The organism is Solibaculum intestinale, assembly GCF_040096205.1.
GTDB lineage: Bacteria > Bacillota > Clostridia > Oscillospirales > Acutalibacteraceae > Solibaculum_A > Solibaculum_A intestinale.
On record NZ_JBBMFD010000017.1, the window covers coordinates 31,614 to 49,152 of the forward strand.

Annotated in this window: 17 protein-coding genes; 3 read left to right on the plus strand and 14 right to left on the minus strand. The window is 47.1% G+C overall.

Annotation, left to right across the window (positions count from 1 at the left end; all coding sequences use genetic code 11):
• Positions 1-452: 452 nt before the first annotated feature.
• The 13 genes from WMO26_RS09665 to WMO26_RS09725 all read right to left on the minus strand — a co-directional run bounded on the left by WMO26_RS09665 (position 453) and on the right by WMO26_RS09725 (position 13,235).
• Entirely contained in the window at positions 453-650 is a 198-nt protein-coding gene (locus WMO26_RS09665) for a helix-turn-helix domain-containing protein (protein ID WP_070087581.1), read from the minus strand.
• Positions 643-1,065, minus strand: coding sequence for an RNA polymerase sigma factor (locus WMO26_RS09670; RefSeq protein WP_070087582.1), 423 nt, complete (start codon positions 1,063-1,065; stop codon positions 643-645). The genes WMO26_RS09665 and WMO26_RS09670 overlap by 8 nt, the downstream gene beginning before the upstream one ends.
• A gap of 252 nt (positions 1,066-1,317) precedes the next feature.
• Complete coding sequence (locus WMO26_RS09675) at positions 1,318-2,136, minus strand: TrmH family RNA methyltransferase (protein ID WP_070087583.1); 819 nt, start codon at positions 2,134-2,136, stop codon at positions 1,318-1,320.
• Positions 2,133-2,507, minus strand: coding sequence for a sigma-70 family RNA polymerase sigma factor (locus WMO26_RS09680; protein WP_204245260.1), 375 nt, complete (start codon positions 2,505-2,507; stop codon positions 2,133-2,135). Before WMO26_RS09680 ends, WMO26_RS09675 begins: the two co-directional genes overlap by 4 nt.
• 208 nt (positions 2,508-2,715) lie before the next feature.
• Positions 2,716-3,582 carry an AraC family transcriptional regulator gene (locus WMO26_RS09685; protein WP_070087584.1) on the minus strand — a complete coding sequence of 289 codons (867 nt, stop codon included), beginning with the start codon at positions 3,580-3,582 and terminating at the stop codon, positions 2,716-2,718.
• Between the two features lie 190 nt (positions 3,583-3,772).
• Positions 3,773-5,692, minus strand: a complete 1,920-nt coding sequence (gene tet, locus WMO26_RS09690; RefSeq protein ID WP_070087585.1) for a TetM/TetW/TetO/TetS family tetracycline resistance ribosomal protection protein — start codon at positions 5,690-5,692, stop codon at positions 3,773-3,775.
• A 287-nt stretch (positions 5,693-5,979) separates the two neighbouring features.
• Complete coding sequence (locus tag WMO26_RS09695) at positions 5,980-6,495, minus strand: winged helix-turn-helix domain-containing protein (RefSeq protein WP_349219977.1); 516 nt, start codon at positions 6,493-6,495, stop codon at positions 5,980-5,982.
• A 34-nt stretch (positions 6,496-6,529) separates the two neighbouring features.
• Positions 6,530-6,895 (minus strand): metal-dependent transcriptional regulator, encoded by a 366-nt coding sequence (locus WMO26_RS09700; protein WP_349219978.1) that lies wholly within the window; start codon positions 6,893-6,895, stop codon positions 6,530-6,532.
• An 18-nt stretch (positions 6,896-6,913) separates the two neighbouring features.
• On the minus strand, positions 6,914-8,344 hold the full coding sequence (locus tag WMO26_RS09705; RefSeq protein ID WP_349219980.1) for an ABC transporter ATP-binding protein: 1,431 nt from the start codon (positions 8,342-8,344) through the stop codon (positions 6,914-6,916).
• Positions 8,341-9,072, minus strand: a complete 732-nt coding sequence (locus tag WMO26_RS09710; protein ID WP_349219981.1) for an energy-coupling factor transporter transmembrane component T family protein — start codon at positions 9,070-9,072, stop codon at positions 8,341-8,343. The genes WMO26_RS09705 and WMO26_RS09710 overlap by 4 nt, the downstream gene beginning before the upstream one ends.
• Positions 9,072-9,680: an MptD family putative ECF transporter S component gene (locus WMO26_RS09715; protein ID WP_349219983.1), complete on the minus strand. Its 609-nt coding sequence runs from the start codon at positions 9,678-9,680 to the stop codon at positions 9,072-9,074. Before WMO26_RS09715 ends, WMO26_RS09710 begins: the two co-directional genes overlap by 1 nt.
• Before the next feature lie 11 nt (positions 9,681-9,691).
• On the minus strand, positions 9,692-11,434 hold the full coding sequence (locus WMO26_RS09720) for an ABC transporter ATP-binding protein (RefSeq protein ID WP_349219984.1): 1,743 nt from the start codon (positions 11,432-11,434) through the stop codon (positions 9,692-9,694).
• Positions 11,427-13,235: an ABC transporter ATP-binding protein gene (locus WMO26_RS09725; protein WP_349219985.1), complete on the minus strand. Its 1,809-nt coding sequence runs from the start codon at positions 13,233-13,235 to the stop codon at positions 11,427-11,429. The genes WMO26_RS09720 and WMO26_RS09725 overlap by 8 nt, the downstream gene beginning before the upstream one ends.
• 279 nt (positions 13,236-13,514) lie before the next feature.
• Between WMO26_RS09725 and WMO26_RS09730 the strand changes: the two genes are divergently transcribed.
• On the plus strand, positions 13,515-14,471 hold the full coding sequence (locus WMO26_RS09730; RefSeq protein ID WP_349219986.1) for a helix-turn-helix transcriptional regulator: 957 nt from the start codon (positions 13,515-13,517) through the stop codon (positions 14,469-14,471).
• A gap of 416 nt (positions 14,472-14,887) precedes the next feature.
• Here WMO26_RS09730 and WMO26_RS09735 read toward each other — a convergent pair whose 3' ends face one another.
• Positions 14,888-15,289, minus strand: a complete 402-nt coding sequence (locus WMO26_RS09735) for a pyridoxamine 5'-phosphate oxidase family protein (RefSeq protein ID WP_349219987.1) — start codon at positions 15,287-15,289, stop codon at positions 14,888-14,890.
• A 134-nt stretch (positions 15,290-15,423) separates the two neighbouring features.
• Here WMO26_RS09735 and WMO26_RS09740 point away from each other — a divergent pair, with 134 nt between their 5' ends.
• Together WMO26_RS09740 and WMO26_RS09745 are read left to right on the plus strand one after the other, a co-directional pair.
• A complete protein-coding gene (locus WMO26_RS09740) occupies positions 15,424-15,771 on the plus strand; it encodes a winged helix-turn-helix transcriptional regulator (protein WP_349219989.1) in 348 nt (115 codons plus the stop codon).
• Positions 15,758-17,509 (plus strand): ABC transporter ATP-binding protein, encoded by a 1,752-nt coding sequence (locus WMO26_RS09745; RefSeq protein WP_349219991.1) that lies wholly within the window; start codon positions 15,758-15,760, stop codon positions 17,507-17,509. Before WMO26_RS09740 ends, WMO26_RS09745 begins: the two co-directional genes overlap by 14 nt.
• The last annotated feature ends 30 nt before the right edge of the window (positions 17,510-17,539 follow it).

The window sequence follows — 17,539 nt, forward strand, 5'->3', positions numbered from 1 at the left end:
GCAAAACCGCAGAATTGCGGATTTTGGCACCGTGGTAGAAACTTGCTCTTAGTAAGCCGCAGACTGCCCCTGTCCGGGCTTTTCCGTACATAGAGCGAACGGGGCGGGGCTTTCAGCCCGCTGTGCGCGGTCTTTTTTTTCTTTCGCCAAAGATACATTCAAAAGGCCGCCAGCTACCCGCTGTCCGGGGATTTTTCAAATTTTCTTTTGCCTTAGTAATCCGGGAAACAGGATTTTGGCAACCTACGGGGCAGAGAATTTTTCCTTTCACTCCCTACAACACTGCGTTTTGAAATTTGCCAAACGGAGCAGGCAGCTTTTTCTGGCTTCACCTACCTACTACGGGTGACTTTGCGATTTTGCCAAATGGACAACAAAAAAAGCAGCAAATCTTTTTCAGACTTACTGCTTTCACTGGCCGCTGGTGGGCGGCTGGTATTCAGTTTTGGGGCTTATCGGTCAAAGCGAAACTTGAATAGTGCGGAGATTAGCTGCTGCTTCACATATTCCTCAACCTCGGCGTTAACCTGACCGTGTACTTTGGAAAAGTAGCGGATATATCCGGCATAGTGGGAAAGGACGGTGTCGATTGCGTCCGGGTCGCCCTCATGGGCTTTGACGATTGTTTCATAGGGGAGAAGTTTACTCATGGTCTTTTCCCTCCATGAGCCGCCGTAGCCGCTGCAAGGCAAGCTGGATATGCCGCCCCGCTGTGCTGCGTGTCCGGCCAATATGTACGCCGATCACTCGCTGCGGCTGGCGCAGGAAATAGTAACGGAAAATCTCTTCCTGTGTCTGCTCCGGCAAGAGGGCAAGGGCGGCGGCAAGTTCCGCATGGTACAGAACGGCGGTCTGGCCGCAGGCGGTAAAAAGATATTCTTCAAGCTGCTCCGGTTCGGCAAGCTGGACAAACTTCTCATTCATCAGATAGTCAAGAGAAACTTCCCGTTCCCACCTCCGGCGCAGCTTTAAGATTATATCTATGGCTGCGTGACGAATGACAATCTTGCAAAAGGCATTGAATGTGTACTGGATATGCACTTTGTAGGCTTCATCTTCGGTCATGGAAATTCCCCCTCTCTGAATAATAGTGCGGGGCGGCAGCACTCCTTGCTGTCGCCCCTTGATTGCCTATCTGCAAAGGCGGGCGGGGCTGTCAACGGCGGCGCATATGCGCCGTTCATCTTGACTGTTGACTGGCTCGGCTGGCTTTGCCATTTGAGTGTAATTGCTTATTCTTTTTTTATTTGCAGACTTTTGAGGTAGAACGCCTGCTCCTCCCTTTTCTCTGGCTCACTCTCAAAAGGGTTATGCTGTCTAATTCATTCGTTGTCTTACTATTTCATACATCATTATAGATGCAGCACAACTGACATTGAAAGAACTGGCATAGGAATCTTCAGCCATAGGAATCGTACATAAAACATCACAATATTCCTTAAATGCCTTATTTAATCCCATGGTTTCATTTCCCATCATTAACATAACCGGGGTTTTCAAGTCCTCATGATAGATAGGCTTTTCGTGGTGGGCTGTTGTGCCTATGATCTTAAAGCCAGGGTATTTTATTCTAAGGCTTTCAACGAATTTATATAAATCCTCATTGTGAATGATTCGAATCACCGGAAGATTGAAAAAAGAACCCATCGCCGAAACAATTACATCAGGCTCATACAAATCAACCGCATGTCCAGTAATTATCAACATATCTACTCCCAACGCATCACATGAACGTATCATCGTACCTAAATTTCCTTTATTAGAGGGCCTGTCAAATAACACAATAAATGGATTGGAAGATAACGCAACATTTTCTAACCTGTCTTCCCTCATTTCAATAATAGCCAATAATTCAGAAGTTTCTTCTTTTCCACTTAATTCCTTTAGCAACTGTGCCGTAAGAGTATAATTGACTTCTGTTTTTACTGTTTCTATCATATGTTTTGCCCAGCCTGACAGATTATTCTTGTCATAAATAAAAGAAATAATCTTCCAGTTATTTTTAACCGCTTCATTTAAACTTCTTACGCCTTCAACAATAAATTGATTATATTTATATCTTTTATTTCGATTATGCTTCAATACTTCAAATCTCTGGTAATCATTATTTTTATTTAATATAGAAACAACTTTCATTTCAATACCTGCCTCATCATACTTTGGTTTTCGAATTTTTCACCCATTGTAAGCCCATTTTTGAAAAAATAAGGGAAAATGATTTCCCGGTTTTTCTGTGGCAGGGATAACAGGACGGCGGCAAGTTTTCCATTGGTGAGGATAACTGCCTGACCGCATATCGTTATAGGGTGTTCTTCATGGGGTGCTTCAAAATATTCGTCTGTTGTGCCTAAAGGGTAAAACTTTTCTTCTGTGAGGTATTCAAGGGATATTTCTTTTTGCCGCCGTCTGCTCCTGTCACGCCATGCGTTGATAGCCGCATAGTGTATGACGGTCTTGCAAAGCCATTGAACGTGTACATGATGTGTTCTTTGTATGCTTCTGTGCAAGGCATAGATGATTCCCCCTTTCTCCCACATAGGGCGTTGTATGGTTGACGGGTTTCATTTATAATATCAGAGGGCGGCAGCACCCCTTGCTGTCGCCCCTTGATTGCCTACCAGCAAAGGCGGGCGGGGCTGTCAACAGCGGCGCATATGCGCCGTTTATCTTGACTGCCCGCTGGCTCGGCTGGCTTTCCTATTTGAGTGTAATTGCTTATTCTTTTTTTGTTACTGGAATCCAAATTTCACTGTATGCGTAGTTGGGCTTTTTGTCGTCCATTTTTGTAAAAGAGAAAGAAAACGGCTCTGCCAGTTCATAATCTGCCGTCATAAACCATTCGGAGTAGATTCTTGCCATTGTATCCTGCAAAGTAAACGGGAAGATTCCTTCATTTGGAAAAACTGCCCACGTATGAGCTTTAACAGGAAATGTGTCCAGATTACTGCTAATGTCATTTTTAGTTGTTAAAACTCCAATTAAATGCGTTAATTCACCAGCTTCTTCAAGAAAGTTCGTATCTGATTCATAGGAAACATTTACAGTTTCATATGGCTCAATGTTTTGCAACCGGTGCATTTCTTCTTTCTGTTCCTGTGTTATGCTTTGTGCCAGTTCCAAAATAGCGTTGTTTACTCCCTCATATTGTAACGGCACTCGTTTACTTACACCTGCAAACGTAAAAGCAGGTTTTTCAACAATTTTATATTCCATTAAAGTTCCTCCCTTCATAGTTACAACAAATTGTAACTTTTGGCATGATTTACATTGTTTCAACTTTGCGACTTGTGACGGTAAGATACCGCTCCATTTTTTAAAGGCACGTGTAAATCCGTCTACGGATTGATACCCATATTGATAAGCGACATCTGTTACCTGCGCCCCCTGCAACAATTCTTTGTTAGCTTCTGAAAGTCGTCTGTTTTTTACATACTCATTCAGCGTCATATTGGTAAGCGCAAAAAATATTTTTCTAAAATGATAATCTGAAACATTTATATGCTCAGAAATCTTCTCAAGTAAAAACTCGTCCTCCAGGTGCGCTTCAATATAGTCCATCGCGTCATTCAATTTCTTTAACACATTGCCCCTCCTTCCGAATATGAATATCACAATTTAGAAAGATATGCTCGACATTAGCATACAAAATTAGTCGGGTTATAAATAAAGGCCGTTTGCTCAATATAAGTTTACACAAAACCGACTTGAAAACAAAACTAACATAGACTCTCCTTATATTCAAAGATTTTTATCCGTGATAACGCACAAAATATTACGTTATTTTCTGAAACATATGCCGAACCTTATCTAAACGGCTGTTAGGACGGCGTGGCTGCAATACAGGCTCCCCGGAAATTTCTTGGTACCCTTTTAATTCGGTAAGGCAGACGCTTCTCCCATTTGTATAAAAATTTAAATCATTCCTATATTCGCCGATGCAGCGGGCGGGGATTTCTCCCGTAAAAATAACTTCATCATTTTTAAGCAAGGTTGATTCAATCACTGCACAATACTTCGGTGCGTCATTATAAGCCCGTGAAATATATTCCTGCGGTGCAAAAAGGGTAAAGGAAAGGTATGGTTCCAATAATTGTGTTCCTGCTCTTTTCAATGCCTGTTCTAACACGATAGGAGCAAGGGAACGAAAATCTGCGGGGGTACTAACTGGACTGTAATAAACTCCATAGTCAAAACAAATTTCACAATCTGTCACTTCCCAACCGTATAAGCCTTGCTCCATTCCATAACGCACCCCTTCCATAACGGCATTTTGAAAACTTTGGTTTAAATAGCCGAGAGATACTTTGCTTTTAAACCGGGTTCCACTTCCGGCAGGAAGTGGCGTTACAGTTAAGCCAATGGATGCCCAAAACGGATTCGGCGGCACTTCAATATGAATCGTGTAACTGGCTGTTTTTAATGGCCTTTCCAGATAAATGACCGTAGGTTCTTTCACATTTATGTTCACATGGTATCGCTCTACTAACAGAGAGCATACAACCTCTAACTGGACTTTTCCTAAAAAAGAAATGATGATTTCATGCGTTATCGTATCCACATAGTAATGCAACAGCGGATCTGTATCTGCAATTTCCGTCAGGGCATTCAGCAGGAGGTCTCTTTGTTCCTGATTTTGCGGCTCCACCGTCGTCCGAAGCAAAGGAATCGGATTTTTTTCCCATGCCTTGCGCGGCAAAAGTTCTACATTTCCGAGAGTATCATTCAGCTTCAGAGTGTCATTGGTCAAAATAACAATTTCTCCGCAACAGGCTGTGTCCGCCGGTATAATCTCTCCGTTTGACGGAATCCTCATTTCTGTGATTTTTAGTTTTTGATTTTGGGGCAGGAGAATCGTATCCCGTAAATGAAGTGTCCCGCTGTATAACCGCAAATAAACGAGCCGCTTTTTCTGGTCTGTGTACTCGATTTTAAAAACGCTTCCGCATAGCTCGGATTGATCGTTGTCCGCACCAGAAGTAAATGTTTCTGCAATCACTTCAATCAGCTTTTCAGTTCCGATATTGTTCTTTGCACTCCCATGATAAATAGGAAACAGGGAACCGTTTTGCATTCTTCTGCATTTCTCCCTCTGTAAATCTTGTATTTTCAAAGGTTCCCCCGCAATATATTTTTCCAAAAGTTCATCATTTCCAGCAATAATAGAATCCCATTTTTCTATATCCTCAATGTCTGTCAGAGACACTTCCGGAGTGAGCGAAACATCTTGCATAACCATGACATCATCAGAAAGTTTTTCTCTGATATTTTGATAAACGCTCTGTAAGTCAATGCCCTCCTGGTCTATCTTATTTACAAAAATAATCGTTGGGATTTTCATTTTCTGGAGCGCATGGAACAGTACCCGTGTTTGTGCCTGCACGCCGTCCTTTGCGGAAACTACTAAAATTGCTCCGTCAAGAACAGCAAGTGAGCGATATACTTCCGCCAAAAAGTCCATATGGCCGGGGGTATCGACAATATTGATCTTATAATTCTTCCAGCCGAAAGAAGTGACGGCCGTTTGAATGGTAATCCCACGCTGGCGTTCCAACAGCATGGTGTCTGTCCGCGTTGTTCCCTTATCTACACTCCCTAATTCCGGAACGGCTCCGCTGGTATAGAGCAGGCTTTCTGTCAAAGTCGTTTTTCCTGCGTCTACATGAGCAAGAATGCCGATATTGATTATTTTCATGTGTTTGTCCTCCATTCAGCCCCCAAAGGGCATAAAAATCCCCAGCAGCAAAATACTTTTACCGCTGGGGATATAGCGAATAGACATACACATACATACAACGCACTGCAAGCAGCGGTCGCTCTTTTGATATGTCAAATATATAAGGCAAAAGTATTCTTAAAAAGGGTACAAAAAACTAAGCCCCTTGCAAGGGACGGTTACAATTCTTTGTTCCCACTATTTGATTATAGTTAATTAAGAATACCTTGCCGCATATTTTTAACTCCTTACTTGGAATAGAAATATTATAGCATATCGGCATTGAAAAAGAAAGTCCTGAAACAAAATTTACGGAATAGTAGGCTGCTGTCTATCAATCTCTTGTGTGTTTCTTTATGACACATGAGCATTTTTCGCAGGTTGCTCACATGATTGTTGACCGCCTTACGGGAGTAATAGGCGTAATCTTCTTCCCACACTAAATCTATCAGCATCTCATAGGTGAATACCCGCTTCGGATTTAAGATAAGCAGGGAGAAGATTTCAAATTCCTTGACTGTCAGTTCTATCGGCTGCTCCCGGATTGTAACAAGTCTCTGTTCTAAGCAGAAGTACAAATCTCCAGATCGTACTTCTGTTAAGGGGTGGTTCACCTTTTTGGGGAAAGAATATCTGCCTCGAAAGATGGGGAGATATAGGTTGTCAGCCGAATTGACACTACTTGTTTCACGCTCGAGGACAAACTGTGTCAGCTCCTTTTTTTGATCTACAGTAAGCAGGGCAAACAATTTTTCGCCTATTTGTCTGCCGGTTTCCTCCAAATCAAGTACAGCTAATTTCCCATGTCACCACCACCTAACCTTCATCCAATGCTTCCTTTAATTTTTGAAAAGACTCCGCGCTGATCGCATGTTCAATACTGCAAGCGTCTTGTTCTGCTATTATGGGGTCTACGCCTGCCGCTATGAGCCGTTCTGTAAAAAAACGATGCTTTTCGTAAATCTGCTCGGCAAGCTGCAATCCTACTTCTGTCAGGGAGAGTGTGCCGTTGGCATTTTTAACAAGATGGCCGGATTTAGAAAGCTCCTTGACTGCCCGGCTTACGGAAGGCTTTTTTACCCCTAATTGTTCTGCGACATCCACACACCGAACATAGCCTTTTTGTTTCTGGAGCATAAAGACAGCCTCCAGATAATCCTCCATTGCTGATGTCAAACCCATTGGCACACCTCCTTTTTCCTACATTTTCCGCAGCACATTGCGATGATAGCGCACTTTGCCCTGCTCAAGATAGATTACGCAGTCGGCGGCTTCGGCAATCAAATCCATGTCATGCGTAATCAGAAGAATACATTTCCCTTCCTGTGCAAGTTGTTTGAAAAGCCTTACTGTCAATCGCATATTGCAGCCATCCAACCCGCTTGTCGGTTCATCGAATACAAGGAGGCTTCTGTTGCTGGCTGCCGCAATCGCCAAAAGTAACCGTTGTTTTTGTCCGCCAGATAACGAGGCTGGATGCCGGTTTTGAAAAGCATCAAGTCCCATTTCACTCAATCTCGCTAAAGCAGCCTCTTTTAGGGCGGGTGTTTCTTTTTTCCCAATCCAAAACTCCTCCAAAACCGTAGGGGCATAGAGCTGGTAATCGGAATCCTGCTGCACAAAAAATGAATGGTTTGTGCGCCGTTTCCGTTTCAGATATTCCCCGTCAATCTGCACCGTTCCCATCGCCCGGTATAAGCCAGTGATCGTCCGGCACAGAGTAGACTTTCCCGCGCCATTTGGCCCTGCAATAGCAAGGATCTTCCCGCTTCTGGCTGAGAAAGAAACTTCCTCTAAAATTTGGCGGCTGTCCAGCATACAGGAGATTTCAGACACCTGCAAGGTATCCTCCGGCTTTGACAAAAACGCGCCGCCCACCTGAAAAGCCGGTGCCTCAAAGGGACGCAGCCCCATGCCTGCAAGCTGCTCTCTTTTCAACCGCAACGCTTCATTATGATCATAAATAGCAGAAATTGCACCATTTTCCATAAAAACAAGCCGGTCAAAGGAATCCCGTACATAGTGAAAACGGTGTTCTGAAAGGATAATGGTATGCCCGGCTGCTTTCAGCCGGTAGAGCAATGTGCCCAGCCGCACCATAGCATCGCTGTCCAGATTTGCGGAAGGCTCGTCCATCACGATCACTTTGGGTTCCATAGCACAGATGGACGCAATCGCAATAAGCTGCTTTTCTCCGCTGGACAGCGGAAATATTCTCCGGTCGAGCAGCCGGTCAATATTCATCTGTGTGCATACTGCCTTTACCCGTTCCTGCATAACAGCGCGCTCCAATGGAATATTCTCCATGCCCAGCGCAATTTCATCGGTCGTATTAGTGGTAAAAAACTGACTGCGCGGGTCTTGGAATACGCTGCCAACCATTGTGCCTAACTGATGGATAGGCATTTTCAGTGCGTCCTGCCCATTAAGGGAATAGCTGCCTGTAAGGTTTCCCGGATAAAACTGCGGACAAAGCCCGTTGAGAACCCTCGTCAAAGTTGTTTTGCCACAGCCGCTTTTACCCGCCAGAATAATCAGTTCGCCTTTCTTAACCGTCAAATCAATGCGGCGCAGCCCACTGTTCTCACAGTTGTTCGCATAGGAGAAGGAGATATTCTTTAATTCGATCACAAAACCCCTCCTTTCTCCAGCACAAAAACCGCACCGGCAATCACCGTCATAAATATACAAAGAGCGCCGTCCTTCCAGCTAAAATGGATGGGGCGGTAGCTGATAGTTTCACCGGAAAAACGCACGCCGCGCACCGTCATAGACGCGGATAGTTCTTCTGCCACCTTTGTCGTTCTTAAAATCAGTGGAATTAAAATATATTCCACTGTAGAAGGAAGATGGGTAAGCGTGTGAACCACGCCTACCCCAATTCCCCGAAACCGCTGGGAAGAACGGATGGCCCGGTATTCCCCGGAGATCGTTGGGAAAAATCGTAAAACTACCGAGGCCGCTATCCCGACAGCCTTTGGGAAACGCATGGCCTGCAAAGCCGCCATCAGAGAGCCGGTAGCTTCTCCGGCAAGGGCGGTGGCAAAGGACAAGGGAATCAATATTTTCCTCCCGACAATTCCAATACTGGACAGCATGGAACTCACCGAAAAGGCCACATTGCTGTCCAGCAGCCTCACACCTGCCCAGCCTATCCCATAAAATACAAGGTAATACAGCATATAAGGCAGGATCTTATTCGCCTTTCCTGTCAGCAAATGGATCAGCAGGCACCCCAGGAACAGGCATAATCCTCCGATTTCAGAGTGAACCAACAGGATCGAGGCAATCCCCAGCAGGCAGAGCAGCAACCATGTGCGTGGGTCTGGCCGGAAATAGCTCTGCTTTCGTTTTTCCATTACGCAACTCCGGCAGGTTTAAAATGTTTGCCCAGCATTTTCATGCCCAACGCATATCCGGCAATGGACAAAGCTGCGGCTGCAACCAAGGCGATGGCAATGTTCTGCGGGGCCAGCCAGAATCCTTCCAAAGATGCGATAGCCGCGTCCGCACTGGCGGCGTCCATGCCCATAGCCACATAGCTTTGCACCAAACTATCGCGGAACAGCAGCATGGTTAGCGTGCTGCCCATTCCATTGAGCATCCATGTAAGCGCATGAGGGATGGCAGGACGGATTTTGCTCTGGTACCCGCCGCCCAGCATAATCAGTTCGTTTACAACAGCAAGGATTGCGAAGAACACGAACACATAGACGCTGCCGGTAAAAAGGAAATACAGGCCGTAAACCATCGGTATGATAAACTGCGTGCCGATTTTCGGGCACTTCTTTACAAGCAGGACGTAGATGATACCGTTAATCAAACCTGCAAGGCCGGGAGCAAGAAAGTAGACGAGCTGTAAATTGGCTGCAAACGGCATAGCTGTTACAAGCGCGATGGCTGTTTCCACGCAGGCCAGCAGCAGGACAATGACAAATTCTTTCAGACCTAATACCTTTTCTTTCATTTGAAAACCTCCTAAGATTGTTTGAATGTATAATCTCCAGCTTGGCTTTGCAGCCCCCACAGACGGGCATATAATCCTTTTTGCCCGGCAAGCTGGTTATGGGTTCCTTTCTCTATGATTTTCCCATCCTGCAATACGAGGATTTGATCGGCGCTGCGTACGGTTTTTAACCGGTGCGCAATCATAATGACTGTGCGCTCTTTGGAAATCTCATCCAGCGCTTTCTGCACCATGGCCTCATTATCCGCGTCTAAAGAGGCGGTTGGTTCGTCCAGCAGAAGGATGGGTACGTCTTTTAGAAACGCTCTGGCAAGGGAAATCCTCTGGCGCTCACCACCGGAGAGCGTTGCGCCTCCTTCGCCAATAACCGTGTCATATCCTTCCGGCAGGGCAGAGATAAAATCATGGCAGCGGGCTTGCTTACACGCCTTTATCATCTGTTCTTCCGTAATGCTCTCATTGCCAAAACAAAGATTATCCCGAATGGTTCCACGGAATAAATAGGCGTTCTGCATGACCATAGAAATGTTGGAAAGCAGACTGTCCGTTTGAACTTCACGAATGTCTTTGCCATTCATCCAGATATGCCCGGCCTGATAATCCCAAAACCGCGCCATCAGGCGAAGCAGGGTGGATTTTCCGCTTCCTGATGGTCCTACCAATGCAGTCAGCAAACCGGAAGGCGTATCAAAGGAAACACCTTGGATAATCTCTTGTCCCTTTGCGTAGTGAAAAGAAACATTCTCAAAGGAGTATGAATTTCCGGTTTCTATCTGTTCTTTCCCCGTCGGTTCGTCTGTTGCCATCACCTTGTCTAACCGCTCGCCGGAAGGAAGCATCCCGCGCAGCGCGGATATGCTGGTGACAATCATCAACTCCGCTTCTACCAGTTTAGTCGCTAAAACGAGAAAGCCTGCAAAATCCAAAACAGACAGTGTGCCGCCGATCAGCAGATAAAGCCCAACCGCAGCCGTAATGGGGACAATGAACTTTACCAAAGAAGAACACAAGGTGGACAAGCTGCCTGCAACTGCTTCTTCTTTCAGCGATTCATCCCGCAATTTCCGCATGGCCGTTTCCAAAGCATGAAATCCGTCTCCTGTACGATGATATGCCTTCAGGTCTTTCATACCATGAAGATATTCATTGATTTGCGTAGCCGCATGGGTTTTTGCAGCCATGACCTGCCTGCTGTGTTTTTCTTTGACTCGGGCAATCCCGAACATAATTGCCGCGCAGATTGGCAGCATACCGAACATGGCAATCCCCATACGCCAGTCGTAAATGCCTATCCATACAATGGAAATCACCAAAAGCCCTCCCACACCAATGGGATAGGGCAGCCAGTAGCAGAGCGTGTATTCCACATTTGAAAAATCATTGGCAAAGGAGCTGATCAGTTCCCCTGATTCTTTGGATGAAAAGAATCCCAACGGCTGGCGGCGCAGCTTTTGAATATATGCCACACGTTTTTTTGCCGTATCGCTGTAAGCGCGCCCATAGGTGAAGTAGTAGGAAACAAGTTCTACTGCGTATTGAAGCAGAAGATACCCTAAACCTATGGCCGCCAGTGTTATAAGAAGCTGCAAATCCAATGTGTATGGCGGTACAAAAGCCTGCCCCAGCGTATAGATCGCCATATATGCCAGAACAGCCGGAAGCATACTGCACGCCTGTGAAAGGAACAGCCACACGGTAGGCTGAATGATTTCTTTTGGTTTATGAAAGGTGAATTTCCGGATCATCTTAAACATGTGCTGCGCCTCCTTTCATCCGCCAGTTTTCCGTCTCATTCTGAATGGACCATAAATGGGCATAAAGACCATGCTTTTGCAGCAGCTCTTGGTGCGTCCCTTGTTCTTTCAACTTTCCGCCTTCCAAAACGAAGATGATGTCTGCGTCTTGAATGGAGTAGAGGCGGTGCGCGATCATCAGGACGGTTTTCCCTTTCAGCAATTCCGCCATACCTTCCCGCAGCGCCAGTTCGTTTTCCGCGTCCGCGAAAGCCATCGCTTCATCCAGAACAACAATCGGGGCATTTTTCAGAATCGCCCTTGCAATGGCAATGCGCTGTGCTTCGCCGCCGGATAATGTATGCCCACCATCACCTAATCTTGTTTGATAGCCTTCCGGCAATTCTTGGATGAAATCGTGGCAACGCGCAGCTTTTGCCGCACGCTCAACTGCTTCTCGAGTTACATTTTGATGCATGGCAATGTTGTCATAAACGCTTTCTGCAAATATGTAAGTGTCTTGGAATACAAAGGCGATGGTATCCATAAGCGCCTTGGTGGAATAGTCCCGTATATCCTTTCCGCCAATGGAAATGCTGCCGCTTTCCACATCCCAAAATCTTGCCAGCAGTTGTCCGGCTGTGGATTTTCCACCTCCCGACGGTCCGACTAAAGCCGCAAAAGAACCAGCCGGGATGTGCATTGTGACATGCTCCAGCGCCATGCGCCGCAGAGGATCAGCCGCTTTTTGGTAGGAAAAACTCACATCCTGAAACGTAAGCTCCGCAGAAACCGGCGGGGTATCGCACGCGCCTTCCGCTACCGGCTCTATCTTCATCACGTCCTCGATTTGATCCATCCGCACAGCCAGATTCCGCAGGTCTGCGCCAAACTCCACCAGCTCCATCAGTGGACTGATAACTGCCGGGCCGACAATCAGAAACATCAACAGCTCCATCATTAAATTGTGATTCCCGGGATTCAGATACAGCAGGACACATCCTGTTGCTAAAATAAAAGCCAGCACAGAGAGCGTGATGGTTTTGTAGGCTCCGTAAATAGGTGTGACCCGCTTTAGATAGGCCATCAGGCTTTTCCGATTTTTCTCTATCAGATTGGTTAGCCGTAAAGCTGCGGCCTCCGGCTTTCCAAAGATTTTTTCTTCCTCCATCCCGGACACATACTCTGAAAATGCCGCGTCCAATTCTGTGGAAGAACGGTTGAGATCCGTCCAAATCTTCTGCCCGCGCTTCCCTCCAAAAGCCGAAAACTGAATGATAAACGCGAGCACCAATGCGGCAACAATCGTCAAAGCAAGCGGTACATTGATGGAAAACAGCAGCGCCGACAGCGAAACCAGCAAAAGACCGGCTCCTATGAGGTTCGATACATCGTGGGCGATAATATTTTCCATTTTCTCGATGTTATCATTCATGGTCTTTTGTACCGCACCGGATTGCCCTCCTGTGAAAAAGCCCAGATTTAATCTGCCCATGTGATTCAATATTCTCATACGCAGGTCATAAAGCGCATGAAAGGCACAGGAATGGCAAACAAAACTGCCGATAATTGAAAGCACTATGCCAACGGCAATACTTGCCAGCGTAATTCCCGCCCACAGCCATGCAGCAGACACGTCTACAGCCGTATTGTTTAAGGACGCTTCCAGAAAGATACGGACGATTTGGTAGATCGTATAGAATGGAACGCCCGACAGCAATATGCTGGCAGAGGAACAGGCTACGCCAATGATATATCGGGCAGAACTGCATCGCGCGGTTTGGAATACCCGCAGGACAGCGTTTTTCTTTGTCTCTTTCATAGTTCTCCTTTCTCTGCCTTTCAGATTTGCTGTTCGGAAAGACAAGTGATTATCGTTGGTTAGCGCAAGCTAACCAACGGACATTATGCAACACTTACTGCTTTCCGTCAAGCGGCATTACAGTGCCTAAAACACAACGCTATTATCCTATGCTGTTCGGAAACCCCTTGATTTTAAGCGGTTTTCTTGATATACTTTATCTCGATAGTTAGTTTTTGCTAACCAAAAATCGTGCCAAAACAGAAAAGGATGTGCCATTTCCGTATAGAGGTGATTACTATGATTACAATTCATAATATAGACGAGACATTGCTGTTTTATGGTTCTCTGGGAGCCGAACAAAAAGAAATTGGGAACTGCACTTTGTTTACTTTTTTCGATAAGACTTCCTACGTCCGGTTTTGGGGAGATTTGCATGGTTTTTGTGTTGCTTCTGTTGACGTTATATTTCCAAAGGATATAGTGTTCCGTTCGCAAATCCAACAGAGATATATAGGAATCGGCTTTACGGAAGAAGGACAAATGATTAGTTATAACCGAAAATCCGAAATGAGAAAATCCCGCAACGGCATAGACTGTTACGTATTTAATTCTCCGGTTCCTCTTTTTATGAAAATATCCGGTGGGCAGCGGCTCCGGTTTCGGGGAATGTATTTTCAGGAATCTTTTTTTCGAGAAAATAACGTGTCTCTTTATGACAACTTTTGGGAGGATGCTAAACAATCTCTAACCTGCAATGAGATTCATTCGCCGGAGTTGTTATCTGTCTATCGGCGTATTGAAAATTGCCCACTTGCAGGAGACGCATTTCAGCTTTGGATGCGTGGACAGGGATTGACTGCTGCGAGTTATCTGCTGGATTTGATGCAGCGATATACTTCGGCTTCGCCTGTTTACCTAAGTGAAGATGAAATTGCAGCCGTTTTACAGGCAAAGCGATTGATTAAAGAAAACATCGGCAGTGTTCCCACAATTCTTGAACTTAGCAAAAGCGTTGCTCTTAACAAAAACAAGCTCCAAAAAGCATTTCAGCTTACAGAAGGCAAAAGCATTGGGGAATACATTCGGGCATTGCGGATGGAACTTGCTCTGGAACTTCTTGAAAAAAGCGATATGTCCACTGGCGATATTGCAAAAGCAGTTGGCTATCATGGAGTATCAAATTTCTACCATATCTTTCAGCAGAGATTTGGAGAAACGCCGCAAGCAGTCCGAGTATTGCTTCAAAACAATTAGAAATTCAGTTATATTCATAGACTGTTTTCACAGATTGGCAAGCAATGCAAACATATACATGTTTGCGATTTTGGCCGGATTGCACCGGCCAAAATACTTGTTGAGGGATAACCCCCAACCCCCCCAAGATCGTCCCCATTCGATGACGGCTGCGCGTCCTGCGGACGCTGAAATGTGAAATAAGCAAAAGAAAAACTCTATGCAAATGGTTCGTCCATTCACATAGAGTTTTCTTATTTCCCGTTCACTTGGCATGGGTCAGTATTTTTACAATACTTCTTTATGCTCCTCTGCCATTTGCCCGGGGCTTTTTTATGCGCTGACAAGCGGCTCTTAGCGGAAAAATGCTTTGAAACGGCAAAAAGCCATAAGCGCATCCTTAAAATTCCAGAGGGCTTCGGCCCATGCGAAACCGTTTACAGCAGCAGTTCCTTCGGGGGAGCGGTAAAGGAGTAAACGGTAGCGGCTACATCGGTCAGGTAGAACACCTCGAACGTGGGTCCGTCGGGGCTGCCGTAAATGTCTTTCAGGCTGGGCAGCAGCTCGAATGCCTTTCTTTTGGCCTCTGAATTGTCATCAAACACGGCTCTGCCGCTCAGGCGCAGCCATTCGCCGCTTGCCGCCATGGCGCAGGCTTCCACCTTCGGATTTCTCTGGAGCTGGGCGTATACCAGCTTCTGGTTGCCCGTGCACAGGTATAGCTTGCCCTCAAACTCCATGGCAAAGCCGAAGGGGCGCACCCGGGGTTGGTCCCCTTCCTCGGTGGCCAGGAAAAAGGTGGCATTGTTCCCCAGAAATTTCAGAATTTCTTCCATCATCGAAACCTCCTTTTGTTGAAAGCGGGTTGCAAAACCTTTTGATATTTACTATGATAATACACGTAGTATGCATTTGCAAGAAGGCACTATTGCGTACCATAGGTGCCTTTTGGAAACCAAAGGAGGAAGGAACCATGCTGCAATCCTTACCGGCCTGTCCGGTGGAAACCACCCTGCAACTGATCGGGGATAAATGGAAGATCTTGATCCTGCGGGATTTGATGGATGGAACCAAACGGTTCGGGGAACTGAAAAAATCGGTTGGCGCCATCAGCCAGAAGGTGCTAACCCAGAACCTGCGCTCCATGGAGGAAGACGGGCTTCTCATCCGCACCGTCTACGCCCAGGTGCCGCCTAAGGTGGAGTATACCCTGACCGATGTGGGAGAAAGCCTGCGCCCGGTGATTGAGGCGCTGGGTCTGTGGGGAAAGGGCTATCAGGCCCTTCGCCGGGAGGAGGAACAAACGGATGAAAACGCTTGATTTGATGAAACGGTTTGCGCCGTATTTCAAAAAGTACCGGGCGACCCTGGCCCTCGATCTGTTTTGCGCGTCTTTGACCACGTTGTGCGAGCTGGTGCTGCCCTTGATCGTGCGGTACATTACCAATACCGGCATGACCGATCTCGAGAGCCTGACGGTGCAGATGATTCTGTCCCTGGGCGCTCTTTACCTGGTGCTGCGGGTCATTGACGCGGTGGCCAACTATTACATGGCGAACATCGGACATGTGATGGGTGCGCGCATCGAGACCGATATGCGAAGAGACCTGTTTGGTCACCTGCAGAAGCTCTCCTATTCCTACTACAGCAACACCAAGGTGGGCCAGATCATGGCCCGGGTCACCAGCGACCTGTTCGATGTGACCGAGTTCGCCCACCACTGCCCGGAGGAATACTTCATCGCCGCCATCAAGATCATCGCGTCCTTTGCCATCCTTGGCACCATGAACATTTGGCTGACCTTGATTATCTTCTCCATCCTGCCCGTTATGCTCGTCTGCTCCATGTACTTCAATAAGAAGATGCGCCGGGCCTTTAAGGCGTCCCGGGACCAGATCGGGGAATTAAACGCCCAGGTGGAAGACAGCCTTTTGGGGGTGCGGGTGGTCAAGTCCTTTGCCAACGAAGCGCTGGAGGAGGAAAAGTTCAAGGAAGGCAACCATAAGTTTCTGGACATCAAACGAAAGATGTACCGGTACATGGCCGGGTTTCAGACCACTACCCGGGTTTTCGACGGTATCATGTACATCGTAGTGGTGGTGGCGGGCGCCCTCTTTATGATCAACCGCCAGATTACCCCCGCCGACCTGATGGCTTACCTGCTTTACGTGACCACTCTGCTTACCTCCATCCGCCGGATTGTGGAATTCACCGAGCAGTTCCAGCGGGGAATGACCGGCATTGAACGGTTTGGGGAGATTATGGATGCGCCCATTGATATAAAAAATGTTCCCGACGCGCTGCCCCTTAGAAAGGTGGACGGCGACATTGAGTTTCGCCACGTGAGTTTTCAGTATTCCGACGACCATACCGAGGTCCTGTCCGACATCAACCTTCATGTAAGGCCCGGGGACAGCGTGGCAGTGGTGGGTCCCTCCGGCAGCGGAAAAACCACCCTTTGCAACCTGATTCCCCGGTTTTACGACGTGACGGCCGGAGAGGTGCTCTTAGACGGCAAAAACATCAAAGACTTTACCTTGCATTCCCTGCGCTCCCAGATCGGCGTGGTGCAGCAAGAGGTATACCTGTTCTCCGGCACCATCTTTGAAAACATCGAGTACGGCCGCCCGGGCGCTTCGAGAGAAGAGGTCATCGACGCGGCGAAGAAGGCGGGAGCCCATGCGTTCATCACCCAGTTGTCCGACGGGTACGACACCTATGTAGGGGAGCGGGGCATCAAGCTTTCCGGCGGGCAGAAGCAGCGCATCAGCATCGCCCGGGTGTTCTTGAAGGACCCGCCCATCCTGATTCTCGACGAAGCCACCTCCGCTCTCGACAACGAAAGCGAGCGGGTGGTTCAGGAGTCTCTCGAAAAGCTGGCTCACGGCCGCACCACCCTTACCATCGCCCACCGGCTGACCACCATCCGAAACGCCACCGTCATCTGGGTGCTCACCGAAAAAGGCGTTGAGGAGCAGGGCAGCCACAAAGAGCTTATGGAGAAGCAAGGCGTCTATTACCATCTTTACCGCATGTACCAGGACACCATGACCCGGTAAGGACAAAGAAAAAAGGAGTAAGGTTCACAA